The 12,777-nt window shown below is 54.8% G+C and carries 11 protein-coding genes; 9 read left to right on the top strand and 2 right to left on the bottom strand.

Annotated features, from left to right (window positions below; translation table 11 throughout):
- Window positions 1–14: 14 nt before the first annotated feature.
- The 6 genes from RHN82_RS20555 to RHN82_RS20580 all read left to right on the top strand — a co-directional run bounded on the left by RHN82_RS20555 (window position 15) and on the right by RHN82_RS20580 (window position 6,877).
- Window positions 15–803: a sugar phosphate isomerase/epimerase gene (locus RHN82_RS20555; protein WP_047051003.1), complete on the top strand. Its 789-nt coding sequence runs from the start codon at window positions 15–17 to the stop codon at window positions 801–803.
- An 11-nt stretch (window positions 804–814) separates the two neighbouring features.
- Complete coding sequence (locus RHN82_RS20560; RefSeq protein WP_104999960.1) at window positions 815–1,873, top strand: Gfo/Idh/MocA family protein; 1,059 nt, start codon at window positions 815–817, stop codon at window positions 1,871–1,873.
- Complete coding sequence (locus tag RHN82_RS20565; protein ID WP_047051004.1) at window positions 1,867–4,146, top strand: glycoside hydrolase family 65 protein; 2,280 nt, start codon at window positions 1,867–1,869, stop codon at window positions 4,144–4,146. The genes RHN82_RS20560 and RHN82_RS20565 overlap by 7 nt, the downstream gene beginning before the upstream one ends.
- A complete protein-coding gene (pgmB, locus tag RHN82_RS20570) occupies window positions 4,136–4,801 on the top strand; it encodes a beta-phosphoglucomutase (protein WP_022648295.1) in 666 nt (221 codons plus the stop codon). The genes RHN82_RS20565 and pgmB overlap by 11 nt, the downstream gene beginning before the upstream one ends.
- Window positions 4,802–4,814: 13 nt before the next feature.
- Window positions 4,815–5,897: an ABC transporter ATP-binding protein gene (locus RHN82_RS20575; protein ID WP_045142577.1), complete on the top strand. Its 1,083-nt coding sequence runs from the start codon at window positions 4,815–4,817 to the stop codon at window positions 5,895–5,897.
- 65 nt (window positions 5,898–5,962) lie between these two features.
- Complete coding sequence (locus RHN82_RS20580; protein WP_047051005.1) at window positions 5,963–6,877, top strand: OmpG family monomeric porin; 915 nt, start codon at window positions 5,963–5,965, stop codon at window positions 6,875–6,877.
- 33 nt (window positions 6,878–6,910) lie between these two features.
- Here RHN82_RS20580 and RHN82_RS20585 read toward each other — a convergent pair whose 3' ends face one another.
- Entirely contained in the window at window positions 6,911–7,921 is a 1,011-nt protein-coding gene (locus tag RHN82_RS20585; RefSeq protein WP_047051006.1) for a LacI family DNA-binding transcriptional regulator, read from the bottom strand.
- Window positions 7,922–8,076: 155 nt separating this feature from the next.
- Here RHN82_RS20585 and RHN82_RS20590 point away from each other — a divergent pair, with 155 nt between their 5' ends.
- From RHN82_RS20590 to tyrR, 3 genes are all read left to right on the top strand, one after another.
- Window positions 8,077–9,474, top strand: coding sequence for a YcjX family protein (locus tag RHN82_RS20590; protein WP_017382231.1), 1,398 nt, complete (start codon window positions 8,077–8,079; stop codon window positions 9,472–9,474).
- The gene (locus tag RHN82_RS20595) at window positions 9,471–10,523 is read left to right on the top strand and encodes a YcjF family protein (RefSeq protein WP_047051008.1); all 1,053 of its coding nucleotides are present in this window, start codon (window positions 9,471–9,473) and stop codon (window positions 10,521–10,523) included. Before RHN82_RS20590 ends, RHN82_RS20595 begins: the two co-directional genes overlap by 4 nt.
- 111 nt (window positions 10,524–10,634) lie before the next feature.
- Window positions 10,635–12,176 carry a transcriptional regulator TyrR gene (gene tyrR / locus RHN82_RS20600; RefSeq protein ID WP_047051009.1) on the top strand — a complete coding sequence of 514 codons (1,542 nt, stop codon included), beginning with the start codon at window positions 10,635–10,637 and terminating at the stop codon, window positions 12,174–12,176.
- A gap of 34 nt (window positions 12,177–12,210) precedes the next feature.
- Here the strand turns inward: tyrR and tpx are convergent, their stop codons facing one another.
- Window positions 12,211–12,717 (bottom strand): thiol peroxidase, encoded by a 507-nt coding sequence (tpx, locus tag RHN82_RS20605; protein WP_003856889.1) that lies wholly within the window; start codon window positions 12,715–12,717, stop codon window positions 12,211–12,213.
- Window positions 12,718–12,777: the final 60 nt, after the last annotated feature.

The following is a 12,777-nucleotide window of genomic DNA, read 5'->3' on the forward strand; positions in this document are numbered from 1 at the left end:
AAGGACAGCAAATCATGAAAATCGCAACACAAAACCAGGCCTTTTTCCCGACCGATATCATGGAAAAATTCGAATACATCAAAGCGATGGGATTTGATGGCTACGAAATCGATGGCCGACTGCTGGTGGAAAACCTCGACGAAGTAAAAGCGGCTATCAAAGCCACCGGCCTGCCGGTCACGACGGCCTGTGGCGGTTACGATGGATGGATCGGGGATTTCATCGAAGAACGCCGCCTGAACGGTCTGCAGCAGATTGAACGCATCCTTGAAGCGCTGGCAGAAGTGGGCGGTAAGGGGATTATCGTTCCGGCTGCCTGGGGAATGTTTACCTTCCGTCTGCCGCCAATGACTTCGCCACGTAGTCTGGACGGCGATCGCAAAGCGGTCAGCGCTTCCCTGCGCTGGCTGGATGAGGTGGCAGCGCGCACCGGTACGACCGTCTACCTGGAGCCGCTGAACCGCTATCAGGATCATATGATCAACACTCTGGCCGACGCGCGTCGTTATATCGAAGAGAATGGCCTGAAGCACGTGCAGATCATCGGTGATTTCTACCACATGAATATTGAAGAAGACTCCCTGACGGAAGCGCTGCATCAGAACCGCGACCTGCTGGGTCATGTGCACATTGCTGATAACCACCGCTATCAGCCGGGCAGCGGCAGCCTCGATTTCGCCAGCCTGTTCGATCAGCTGCGTGCCGATAACTATCAGGGTTATGTCGTGTACGAGTGCCGGGTGCGTGCCGACGATCCGGCTCAGGCCTATAAGGACTCTCTCACTTACTTGCGTGAATGCTAAGGATGACGAGCGTGATGAGTGCTTCTACACCTTTGCCTCTGCGCGTCGCCATCATTGGCGCCGGGCAGGTTGCAGACAAAGTGCATGCCTCGTATTACGCCACGCGCAGTGATGTTCAAATGGTGGCTGTCATGGACAGCCGCCTTGAGCAGGCACAGGCGTTCGCGGAACGTTATGCTATTCCATCGGCATGGCAGGACGCTCACGAGATGTTGCAGGAAGTAAAACCGGATGTGGTGAGCGTCTGTTCGCCTAACCGGTTCCATTTTGAACATGTGATGGCGGCGCTCGAAGCAGGCTGTCATGTGATGTGTGAAAAGCCGCCGGCGATGACGCCGCACCAGGCGGATGAGATGCGTCTCGCGGCGCGCAAGGCCGGAAAAGTCCTCGCGTACGATTTTCACCATCGCTTTGCGCTGGATACCCAGCTCCTGCGCGAGGCGGTAATGAACGGAACGCTCGGTGAAATTTACTTCACCTCCGCGCAGGCGCTGCGTCGCTGCGGTGTGCCGGGGTGGGGCGTTTTCACCAATAAATCGCTCCAGGGCGGCGGGCCGCTGATCGATATCGGCATTCATATGCTGGATGCCGCGATGTATGTGCTGGGCTTCCCGACCGTGAAACGGGTAACCGCGCACAGCTTCCAGAAACTGGGGAACCGGAAACACACCGGCCAGTTTGGCGAATGGGATCCTGCGCAGTCTACCGTGGAAGATGCCCTGTTTGGCACGATTGAGTTCTGCAACGGTGGCATTCTGCGTCTGGACACCTCTTTTGCGCTTAATATCCGCGAGCAGTCGATCATGAACGTCTCTTTCTGTGGTGAGAAGGCGGGTGCAACGCTGTTCCCGGCACACATTTATAACGACGAAGCCGGTGTTTTACAGACGCTGACCCAGCGTGAAGAGGCTGACGATCGGAGACATCAGCGCAGTATGGACGCGTTTGTTCGCCGCGTATTGGGCGAGCCGATCATGATTGCCGATGCGGAGCAGGGGCTGGTGATCCAGCAATTAGTCGCGGCGTTATATGAAGCCGCGGAAACAGGGGAAAGCGTGACGTTATGCTGAACCAGTCTGTATTAACCGATCCGGGCTTTTGCCCGCATAGCCTGAATAAATACGCGTCCATTATGGCCTGCGGCAATGGCTACATGGGCATTCGCGCCACGCATGAAGAAGATTACACCCAGCAGACCAGAGGCATGTATCTCGCGGGGCTGTATCATCGCGCGGGACGCAACGAAACCACAGAGCTGATCAATCTGCCGGATGTCACCGGGATTGAAGTTGAGCTGGACGGCGTCAACTTCACGCTCCTTTCAGGCGAAATTCTTGAGTGGCAACGCGAGCTGGCCTTTGCTAACGGCGAACTGCATCGTAACGTGGTCTGGCGTTCGCCGGACGGAAAACGCTATCGCCTCGAGAGCCGTCGTTTTGTTTCGCTGGAGCAGTTGCCCTTAGTGGCAATGCAGCTCTCGATCGCACCGCTTGATGGCGCCGCTCATGCCGTGCTGAAAACCGGCATAGATGCGACACAAACGAACAGCGGCAGGCAGCATCTGGATGAAATCTCGGTCAGGGTCTTCGACCAGCACTACATGCAGGGTGTGTATGAAACGCAGGACCGGGCGTCTGAAGTTGTTGTTTCGGCGTTTTGTCAGCTTTCCGCTAAGAGCGACAGCTGTTTCACCGCCAAAAATCGTCGCCTCAACGTTCATCATTCTCTGACTATCTCGCAAGGTGACACTGTCACGCTTGAGAAGATCGTCTGGCTGACACATCGCAGCGATAAAGCGCTCTCGCAGGAGTCTTTCGCCCGCAACGCGCTGGCCGATCTCAAAGTCTGCGCGGCAAGAGGCTACGATGCGTTGCTTGAAAGCTCAGCGTATGCCTGGAAAGCGGTATGGCGTGACGCTCGGGTGGAAGTGACTTGTGCAGAACAGCAGGATCAGCTGGCGCTGGATTATGCCGTCTGGCACCTGACGACAATGACGCCAGCCCATAGCGAAAGAAGCAGCATTGCCGCGAAAGGGCTGACGGGGGAAGGGTACAAAGGGCACGTCTTCTGGGATACTGAAATTTTCCTGCTGCCGTTCCATCTGTTTACCCGTCCACAGATTGCCCGCAGCCTGCTGCGCTATCGCTGGCTGAATCTTTCTGGCGCGCGCGAAAAAGCACGCCGTAACGGTTGGCCAGGCGCGTTGTTCCCGTGGGAAAGCGCCGCCAGCGGACAGGAAGAGACGCCAGAATTCGCAGCCATTAACATCCGTACCGGGGTTCGCCAGAAGGTCGCCTCCGCACTCGCTGAACACCACATCGTGGCTGATATTGCCTGGGCCGTTGTCGCTTACTGGCAGGCAACACACGACGATGCCTTTATGCGCAATGAGGGCCTGACGCTACTGATGGAAACCGCTTCGTTCTGGATGGGACGCGCGACGGAAATTAATGGTCGTCTTGAGATCCATGACGTGATCGGACCGGATGAATACACCGAGCATGTCAACAACAACGCCTACACCAACTATCTGGTCTGGCACAACGTTGCCTGCGCGCGTCAGTTTATGGCGATGTTTGGGCGTGAAGATGCGCGTTTTACGGAGAATGCCGGGAAGTTCCTGGCGCGCCTGTGGCTGCCAGAGGCCGACGCAGACGGTGTGATCCCGCAGGATGATACCTTCATGGCTAAACCTGCCATCGATCTGAGCCGCTATAAAGCCAAAGCGGGTAAGCAAACCATTCTGCTTGATTACTCTCGTGCGGAAGTGAACGAGATGCAGATCCTGAAGCAGGCTGACGTGGTAATGCTTAACTACCTGCTGCCGGAACGGTTTACGCCGCAGCAATGTGCCGCCAATCTGGCGTTCTACGAGCCACGCACGATCCATGATTCATCCCTGAGTAAAGCCATTCACGGCATTGTGCTCGCACGCTGCGGTGACACCGAGGGGGCGTATGCCTTCTGGCGCGATGGGATTGCCATCGACCTGGGGGATGACCCGCACAGCAGTGATGACGGTATTCATGCCGCCGCCACCGGTGCGATCTGGCTGGGCGCCATTCAGGGTTTTGCTGGCCTGCACATTAGCGAAGGGGAGCTGCATCTTGCGCCGAAGCTGCCTGCTCACTGGCAAAAACTCGCCTTCCCGCTGCGGTGGCGGGACGCAACGATGCACATTACCTGTGAAGATGACCAGTTAACCATTGAAACCACCGCACCTGTCACGTTGACGCTGTGGGGTAAAACGTTGCATGTATCAGGGCGAAAGGTCTGTGAGCGTAAGGACTTTCTTGCATCTGTTAATGGGACCGCTACCACGGAGGGGCGTCATGACGCTTAACGCTGTTGTATTCGATCTGGACGGGGTGATAACCGATACCGCGCATCTTCACTTTCTGGCCTGGCGCGCCGTGGCGGAGGAGATTGGTATCACCTTCGACGAAGTATTTAACGAACAGCTGAAGGGAATAAGCCGTATGGACTCCCTCCAGCGCATTCTGAAACATGGCGGGAAAGAGGGGATGTTCAGTGACGAGCAGCGCCTGGCGCTGGCGACGAAAAAAAACGCGCTTTACGTCCAGTCGCTGGCATCACTGACGCAGGACTCGCTGCTCCCGGGTATTCGCGACGTGCTGGCGGATATTCGCGCCGCGAAGGTCAAAATTGGCCTGGCATCCGTATCGCTTAATGCCCCTGGGATTTTGCACGCGTTGGGTATTCATCAGGCTTTCGATTTTTGCGCCGATGCGTCGCGCATTTGCCGCTCAAAGCCGGACCCGGAAATCTTCCTTGCGGCCTGTAAAGGACTGAACGTGCGTCCTGAAGAGGCCATTGGTATCGAAGATGCCGCCGCAGGGGTAGATGCGATCAACGCCGCAGGCATGCTGTCGGTCGGGATTGGGCCTGGCCTGAACCATGCGGGATTACAACTTCATTCAACGCAGGAACTGACCTGGGAACGCCTGACGGCGTTCTGGGCATCCCGGGCGTATTGATAAGGAATTAATAATGGCTCAACTGTCTCTGAAACACATTCAGAAAATCTATGATAACCAGGTCCACGTGGTTAAGGATTTCAACCTCGAAATCGAAGACAAAGAATTTATTGTCTTCGTCGGTCCATCGGGCTGTGGGAAATCCACGACGCTGCGAATGATTGCCGGCCTCGAGGAGATCAGCGCGGGTGAACTGATTATTGACGGGGTTTGCATGAATGATGTTCCCGCCAAGTCCCGTGATATCGCGATGGTCTTCCAGAACTATGCGCTCTATCCGCATATGACGGTCTACGACAACATGGCGTTTGGCCTGAAAATGCAAAAAATTGCGCCCTCCGTTATTGAAGAACGCGTTAGCTGGGCGGCACAGATCCTGGGCTTGCGCGACTATCTCCAGCGTAAACCTGGCGCGTTGTCCGGCGGTCAGCGCCAGCGCGTGGCGTTAGGCAGGGCGATAGTGCGCGAAGCGGGGGTCTTCCTGATGGATGAGCCTTTATCCAACCTCGATGCCAAGCTTCGTGTGCAGATGCGCGCTGAAATCAGCAAGCTGCACCAGAAGCTTAACACCACCATGATTTACGTGACGCACGATCAGACGGAAGCCATGACGATGGCGACCCGCATCGTGATTTTAAAGGACGGCATCATTCAGCAGGTGGGTGCGCCGAAGCAGGTCTACAACGAGCCGGCGAATATGTTCGTTGCAGGGTTTATTGGTTCGCCTGCGATGAACTTCATTCGTGGCGCGATCGACGACCGCTACTTTGTGACGGAAACGCTGCGCCTGGAGATCCCGGAGGACAAGCTGGCCGTACTGAATGCGCAAGGTTACCAGCGTAAAGCGGTTGTCTTTGGGATCCGTCCGGAAGACATTCTCACCGCACAGCGAAGCGGTGAAAACATCACGGCGAAGATCAGCGTTGCTGAGCTGACCGGGGCTGAATTTATGCTTTATGCCACCGTGGGTGGGCATGAACTGGTCGTCCGTGCGGGAGCGGCGGATGATTACGTCGCCGGAGATAATATCGGCATCCAGTTCGATATGAATAAGTGCCATTTCTTCGATGCTGATACTGAAACAGCTATTAGATAAGAAAGGTGTTCGCCGGAAATGAAAGTTTCCGGTTTTTTGTGTGTTAATTATAAAGGAATATTTTAATGAGTACTCTACTAAGAAGTGCTGCGCTCGTCCTGTGCGCAGGGATGAGCTGCGCGCAAGCAACAGAATCAGCCAAGCAGTGGGAATTTAATATTGGCGCCATGTATGAAATTGAAAACGTCGAAGGTCAGGCCGACGATAAAGATGGATTATATGAACCCTCCGTGTGGTTTAATGCCACATGGGATGCCTGGACCATTTCGATGGCTATGTATCAGGAAGGGCCGGTCGATTACAGTAGCATGACGCGCGGCACCTATTTTGATCGTCCAGAAGTAGAATTACGCTATCGTATTATTGGTACCGATGATTTCACGCTGGGACTGACGGGAGGTTTCCGTAATTACAGCTATCATTTCAAAGACGAGGATGGCGCGAAAGCGGGCAGCGCGAATATGCAGCGCTATAAAATTCAACCTGACTGGGATGTAAAATTAACCGATGACTGGCGTTTTGGCGGATGGTTTGCTATGTACCAGTTTGCGAATGACCTGGCAAAAACCGGTTATTCTGACAGCCGTGTTGAAACGGAAACCGGTTTTACCTGGACAATTAACGAAACCGTCTCTGCAAAAGTTAATTACTATTTAGAGCGGGGTTTCAATATGGACAGTTCACGTAATAACGGTGAATTCTCCACTCAGGAAATCCGTGCGTATCTGCCTGTTTCATTAGGACAGACAACCCTGACGCCGTATACCCGTCTTGGGCTTGACCGCTGGACAAACTGGGACTGGCAGGACGATCCGACACGTGAAGGGCATGATTTCAATCGTCTGGGGCTGCTCTACGCTTACGACTTTGCGAATGGCCTTTCCATGACGCTGGAATATGCCTACGAATGGGAAAACCATGACGAAGGCGAAAACGATCGCTTCCACTATGCGGGGATCGGCGTGAATTACGCGTTCTGACAGGACGTTACCAGGGGCGTTTGCCCCTGGTTTTTAGCGTAATGAAGCCGCATCTGAAAAATGCGTTTCAACCAATACCTTATGCGGGGCAGGTTTACCCGCAATGCACCTGAACAACAAATCGCAGCTCTCTTCGCCCAGCTTTCTCGTGGGGATATCAAAACCGCCTGGTGCAGGGGTTAAAATGAGAGATAGCATCGGGTCGCTGTATCCTGCCATTGCGACCTGTTCCGGGATCGTCAGATTTAACTCATCCGCGGCACGATAAAGACTCAGCAGTTTCATGCTGTCCGTCGCAAAAACCGCATCGGGCGGGTTGTCTGAAGAGAGTAGCTGACAGGCCGCCTGAAGCGCGCTTTCATGGGTATACCCGCCATCAATAACCCAGTCCGGGTTAATCGCTATACCCTGCTTCTCAAGGCTCGATTTATAGCCCGCCAGGCGATCGATAGAAACGTGATAATCGAGCGGGGCATGCAGGCAGGCAATTTTAGTGCGACCATGTTTGATAAATGAGTCGGTTAATATGGCGCTGTCGCGGAAATTATCCGTGTCGACAGAATAGATATTCTGGTAATTACCTTCTACTTTACCGATAACGACCACGGGCACACCGTATTCGTCCAGCGTCGCGAAAAAAGACTCGTTCGCTGGCGAGCTTAGCATGATGATCCCTTTGATCATCTTCTGCTTAATTTTACCCACGCATTTTTGCAGATCATCTTCGCTGCTTTTGGACGTTTGTAAAATAACATCAAAACCTTCTTCTTCTGCTTTTGCCGTTATGGCATGCAATACATCAGAGAAAAACGGATTTCCTGCGGTGGTTTTGGTTGAACGGGTCGAAATAACCATAATGGCGTCGAAGCCAGAAGAGGTGAGTGCGCGGGCAAGTTTATTCGGTTGATAATTTAATTCTTCTATCGCCTTCAACACCTTTTCGCGCGCTTCAGGAGAAATATTCGTTTGTTTATTCAGAACGCGCGACACGGTTGATTTCGAAACGCCAGCAACGCGGGCAATATCATAGATGGTGGGTGACATACACCTTACTCACTCCAGACGGACAGCAATTGCGCCCATCTTACTGGAGAGAAAACGGCAATAGCAATAATTAAGAATTGATAATCAACGCTCTGCCCCAATTTACTGTATTCTGAAGTGACTTTTTTCAGGGTTCCAGGCAATGAAGGACGGCGATGAAGCGACTTAAAAACGAATTCAATTCTCTGGTGAACCGTGGCGTTGATCGCCATCTGCGTCTTGCCGTGACGGGGCTGAGCCGCAGCGGTAAGACAGCATTCATTACGGCGATGGTCAATCAGCTGTTGAACCTGCATGCAGGGGCGCGCCTGCCACTGCTTAGCGCGGTTCGCGAGGAGCGGTTGCTGGGGGTAAAACGCGTACCGCAACGTGATTTTGGCATCCCCCGTTTCACCTATGATGAAGGTCTGGCGCAGTTATACGGGGAGCCTCCCGCCTGGCCCACCCCGACGCGTGGCGTGAGCGAAATCCGGCTTGCGCTTCGTTTCCGCTCGAATGAATCCCTGATGCGTCACTTCAAAGAAACGTCCACGCTCTATCTCGAAATTGTGGATTATCCGGGAGAATGGCTGCTCGATTTACCGATGCTGGCGCAGGATTACCTGAGCTGGTCCCGACAGATGACCGGTCTGTTGCAGGGGCAGCGGGCAGAGTGGTCGACCAAATGGCGCCAGCTTTGCGAAGGGCTGGATCCGCTGGCACCGGCGGATGAAAACCGTCTGGCCGTCATAGCTGAAGCCTGGACGGATTACCTGCATCAGTGCAAGCAGGAGGGGTTGCATTTTATTCAGCCGGGCCGTTTTGTTCTGCCGGGAGATTTAGCCGGTGCTCCCGCGCTACAGTTTTTCCCGTGGCCGGACGTCGACAGCATCGGTGAATCGAAACTGGCGCAGGCGGACAAGACCACCAACGCCGGTATGCTCCGCGAGCGATACAATTATTACTGTGAGAAGGTGGTTAAGGGCTTTTATAAAAATCACTTTTTACGCTTTGACCGCCAGATCGTGCTGGTGGACTGCCTGCAACCGCTCAACAGCGGGCCGCAGGCGTTCAATGATATGCGGCTGGCGCTGACGCAGCTGATGCAAAGCTTTCATTATGGCCAGCGTACGCTGTTTCGCCGTTTGTTCTCGCCGGTCATCGACAAGCTGCTGTTTGCCGCCACAAAAGCTGACCATGTGACGGTCGATCAGCACGCCAACATGGTATCCCTGCTGCAACAGCTGGTGCAGGATGCCTGGCAGAATGCGGCCTTCGAAGGGATCAGCATGGACTGTCTGGGGCTGGCGTCCGTACAGGCAACGCAGAGTGGGTTGATTGACCTGAATGGCGAGAAAATTCCGGCCCTGCGGGGCAACCGTCTCAGCGACGGCGAACCGCTCACGGTCTATCCGGGGGAAGTTCCGGCGCGTCTGCCGGGCCAGGCTTTCTGGCAAAGCCAGGGTTTTCAGTTCGAAGCCTTCCGTCCGCAGAGCATGAACGTTGACCAGCCATTGCCGCATATCCGTCTGGATGCCGCGCTGGAGTTTTTAATTGGAGATAAATTGCGATGACGGAACCGTTAAAACCACGCATTGATTTTACCGGCCAGCTTGAGCAGTCCCCGCATGAGGCGTTTAAAACGGCGCAAACCTTCAGCGGCCCGCAGGCCGACAACTTTGCTCCCGTGCTGGCAGACGAGCCGATGGCTGAAGAGGGGCAGGCGGAAGCGGCGGTTGATGCGGCACTGCGCCCGAAACGCAGCCTGTGGCGCAAGATGGTGACCGCCGGGTTAGCCCTTTTTGGTGTAAGCGTAATCGGCCAGGGCGTGCAGTGGGGCGTCAATGCCTGGCAAACGCAGGACTGGGTGGCGCTGGGGGGATGCGCCGCCGGGGCGTTGATTGTTGGTGCGGGCGTTGGCTCAGTCGTCACCGAGTGGCGTCGCCTCTGGCGTTTGCGTCAGCGTGCGCACGAACGCGATGAAGCGCGGGATCTGCTGCACAGTCACGGCACAGGAAAAGGGCGTGCTTTTTGTGAAAAGCTTGCGGCTCAGGCCGGGATAGATCACTCTCACCCGGCGCTTCAGCGCTGGTATGCGGCGATCCACGAAACCCAGAATGACCAGGAAGTGGTCACGCTCTATGCGCACATTGTTCAGCCGGTACTGGATGCGCAGGCTCGTCGTGAGATCAGCCGCTCGGCGGCGGAATCCACCCTGATGATCGCCGTCAGTCCGCTGGCAATGGTGGACATGGCCTTTATTGCCTGGCGCAACCTGCGCCTGATCAACCGCATCGCCAGACTTTATGGCATTGAGCTTGGCTATTACAGCCGACTGCGCCTGTTCAAACTGGTATTGCTGAATATCGCCTTCGCCGGGGCAAGCGAACTGGTGCGGGAGGTCGGGATGGACTGGATGTCGCAGGATCTTGCGGCGCGTCTCTCTGCCCGGGCGGCGCAGGGGATTGGTGCCGGTCTGCTGACGGCACGCCTGGGCATCAAAGCGATGGAGGTGTGTCGTCCACTCCCCTGGATCGATGGCGATAAGCCGCGGCTGGGAGATTTCCGTCGCGAATTAATTGGCCAGCTTAAAGAGACGCTCAATAAAAAACCTGCTCAGTGAGGTTTTGTTTACTAATCGTGCGGGCTGTCAATATTTGTTGACAGCCACCTTCCCGAACACCGTGATCTGACATATCATTTTACTGTTATTGGCTTAAACGGTGAATTTCCCATGCGTCTGGAAGTCTTTTGTGAGGACCGTCTCGGTCTGACCCGCGAGTTACTCGATCTTCTTGTTTTACGTAGCATTGATTTACGTGGCATAGAGATCGACCCTGTCGGGCGAATTTACCTCAATTTTGCCGAAATTGAATTTAATACCTTCAGTAGCCTGATGGCGGAAATCCGCCGTATTGCTGGCGTTACGGACGTACGCACCATCCCCTGGATGCCGTCCGAGCGGGAACACCTTGCACTGAGCGCGCTGCTGGAAGCAATGCCGGAGCCGTTTCTCTCTCTCGATCTGAAAAATAAAGTCGAGCGCGTTAACCAGGCCAGCTGCCAGCTGTTTGCGCAGACGCAGGAAAAACTTATCGGGCACCACGCCACGCAACTGATCACCGGGTTTAATTTCCAGCGCTGGCTGGACAGCAACCCGCAAAATACCCATAGCGAGCACGTCGTCATCAACGGACAGAATTTCCTGATGGAGATCACGCCGGTCTACCTGAAAGGGGAAAATGCCGCGCGGGTGCTCACCGGCGCGGTGATCATGCTGCGCTCCACGGTGCGCATGGGACGCCAGTTACAGAATATTTCCAGCCAGGACGTCGGCGCATTCAGCCAGATTATTGCGGTGAGCCCGAAAATGCGTCATGTGATCGACCAGGCGCGCAAGCTGGCAAATCTTACGGCGCCGCTGCTGATTACCGGGGATACCGGTACGGGGAAAGATCTGCTGGCGCATGCTGTGCACATGGCCAGCCCGCGTGCGGCAAAACCGTATCTGGCGCTGAACTGCGCCTCTATTCCTGAAGATGCCGTTGAAAGTGAGCTGTTCGGGCATGCGCCGGAAGGCAAAAAAGGCTTCTTTGAACAGGCGAATGGCGGCTCGGTGTTGCTGGACGAGATTGGCGAAATGTCGCCACGCATGCAGGCGAAACTGCTGCGTTTTCTCAATGACGGCACGTTCCGCCGCGTGGGGGAAGATCATGAAGTTCACGTGGACGTGCGCGTCATCTGCGCCACCCAGAAAAACCTGGTGGAGCTGGTGCAGAAAGGAGTATTCCGCGAAGATCTCTACTATCGTCTCAACGTTCTGACGCTCAATATTCCGCCGCTGCGCGATTGCCCGCAGGACATCATGCCGTTGACAGAACTGTTCGTGGCCCGTTTTGCCGATGAGCAGGGCGTGCCGCGTCCGAAGCTCTCTGCCGACCTGGGCACCGTACTGACGCGTTACGGCTGGCCGGGCAATATTCGTCAGCTTAAAAATGCGGTCTATCGCGCATTAACTCAGCTTGAAGGGTATGAACTGCGTCCTCAGGATATTCTGTTGCCGGATTACGATGCCGGGACGGTCTCGGTAGGCGAAGAGGCAATGGAAGGCTCGCTGGATGACATCACCAGCCGTTTCGAGCGTTCAGTGTTAACGCAGCTTTATCGCAGCTATCCGAGCACGCGCAAGCTGGCTAAACGTCTTGGAGTGTCTCATACCGCAATTGCGAATAAGCTGCGCGAGTATGGGTTAAATCAGAAGAAGGGTGACGAATAAATAAAAAAGCCTCTTTGCAGAGGCTTTTTTACGTTTAGGCTTTAAGCGCCTCAAGTGCAGCGGTGTAATCCGGTTCGGTAGTGATTTCGTTGACCAGCTCACTGAAAACAACGTTGTCGTTTTCATCGATCACCAGCACCGCACGAGCAGCCAGACCTTTCAGCGCGCCTTCGGAAATGGCAACACCGTATTTTTCCAGGAAATCCGGGCTGCGCAGAGTGGAAAGGGTGATAACGTTGCTCAGGCCTTCAGCGCCGCAGAAGCGGGACTGGGCAAACGGCAGGTCAGCAGAAATGCACAGCACCACGGTGTTATCCATTTCGGTCGCCAGCTGGTTGAATTTACGCACTGATGCAGCGCAAACGCCAGTATCGATGCTTGGGAAAATGTTCAGGACTTTACGCTTGCCAGCAAACTGGCTCAGCGTGACGTCAGACAGATCTTTAGCCACCAGAGTAAAAGGCTGTGCTTTGCTGCCAGACTGTGGGATGGAACCTGCAACAGCAACCGGGTTGCCCTGGAAATGAACGAGTTGTGACATAGATATCTTCCTGTTTACAAATAGTTAACGTCGTGGCTAGTGTATGTCATCCGCAGTTAG

This window comes from Enterobacter cloacae complex sp. EB5 (genome assembly GCF_031432835.1).
GTDB lineage: Bacteria > Pseudomonadota > Gammaproteobacteria > Enterobacterales > Enterobacteriaceae > Enterobacter > Enterobacter hormaechei_C.

Coding starts and splice junctions, on each gene's coding strand:
- RHN82_RS20555 (WP_047051003.1), top strand. CDS start 15: ATGAAAATCGCAACACAAAACCAGGCCTTTTTCCCGACCGATATCATG.
- RHN82_RS20565 (WP_047051004.1), top strand. CDS start 1,867: ATGCTGAACCAGTCTGTATTAACCGATCCGGGCTTTTGCCCGCATAGC.
- pgmB (WP_022648295.1), top strand. CDS start 4,136: ATGACGCTTAACGCTGTTGTATTCGATCTGGACGGGGTGATAACCGAT.
- RHN82_RS20575 (WP_045142577.1), top strand. CDS start 4,815: ATGGCTCAACTGTCTCTGAAACACATTCAGAAAATCTATGATAACCAG.
- RHN82_RS20580 (WP_047051005.1), top strand. CDS start 5,963: ATGAGTACTCTACTAAGAAGTGCTGCGCTCGTCCTGTGCGCAGGGATG.
- RHN82_RS20585 (WP_047051006.1), bottom strand. CDS start 7,921: ATGTCACCCACCATCTATGATATTGCCCGCGTTGCTGGCGTTTCGAAA.
- RHN82_RS20590 (WP_017382231.1), top strand. CDS start 8,077: ATGAAGCGACTTAAAAACGAATTCAATTCTCTGGTGAACCGTGGCGTT.
- RHN82_RS20595 (WP_047051008.1), top strand. CDS start 9,471: ATGACGGAACCGTTAAAACCACGCATTGATTTTACCGGCCAGCTTGAG.
- tyrR (WP_047051009.1), top strand. CDS start 10,635: ATGCGTCTGGAAGTCTTTTGTGAGGACCGTCTCGGTCTGACCCGCGAG.
- tpx (WP_003856889.1), bottom strand. CDS start 12,717: ATGTCACAACTCGTTCATTTCCAGGGCAACCCGGTTGCTGTTGCAGGT.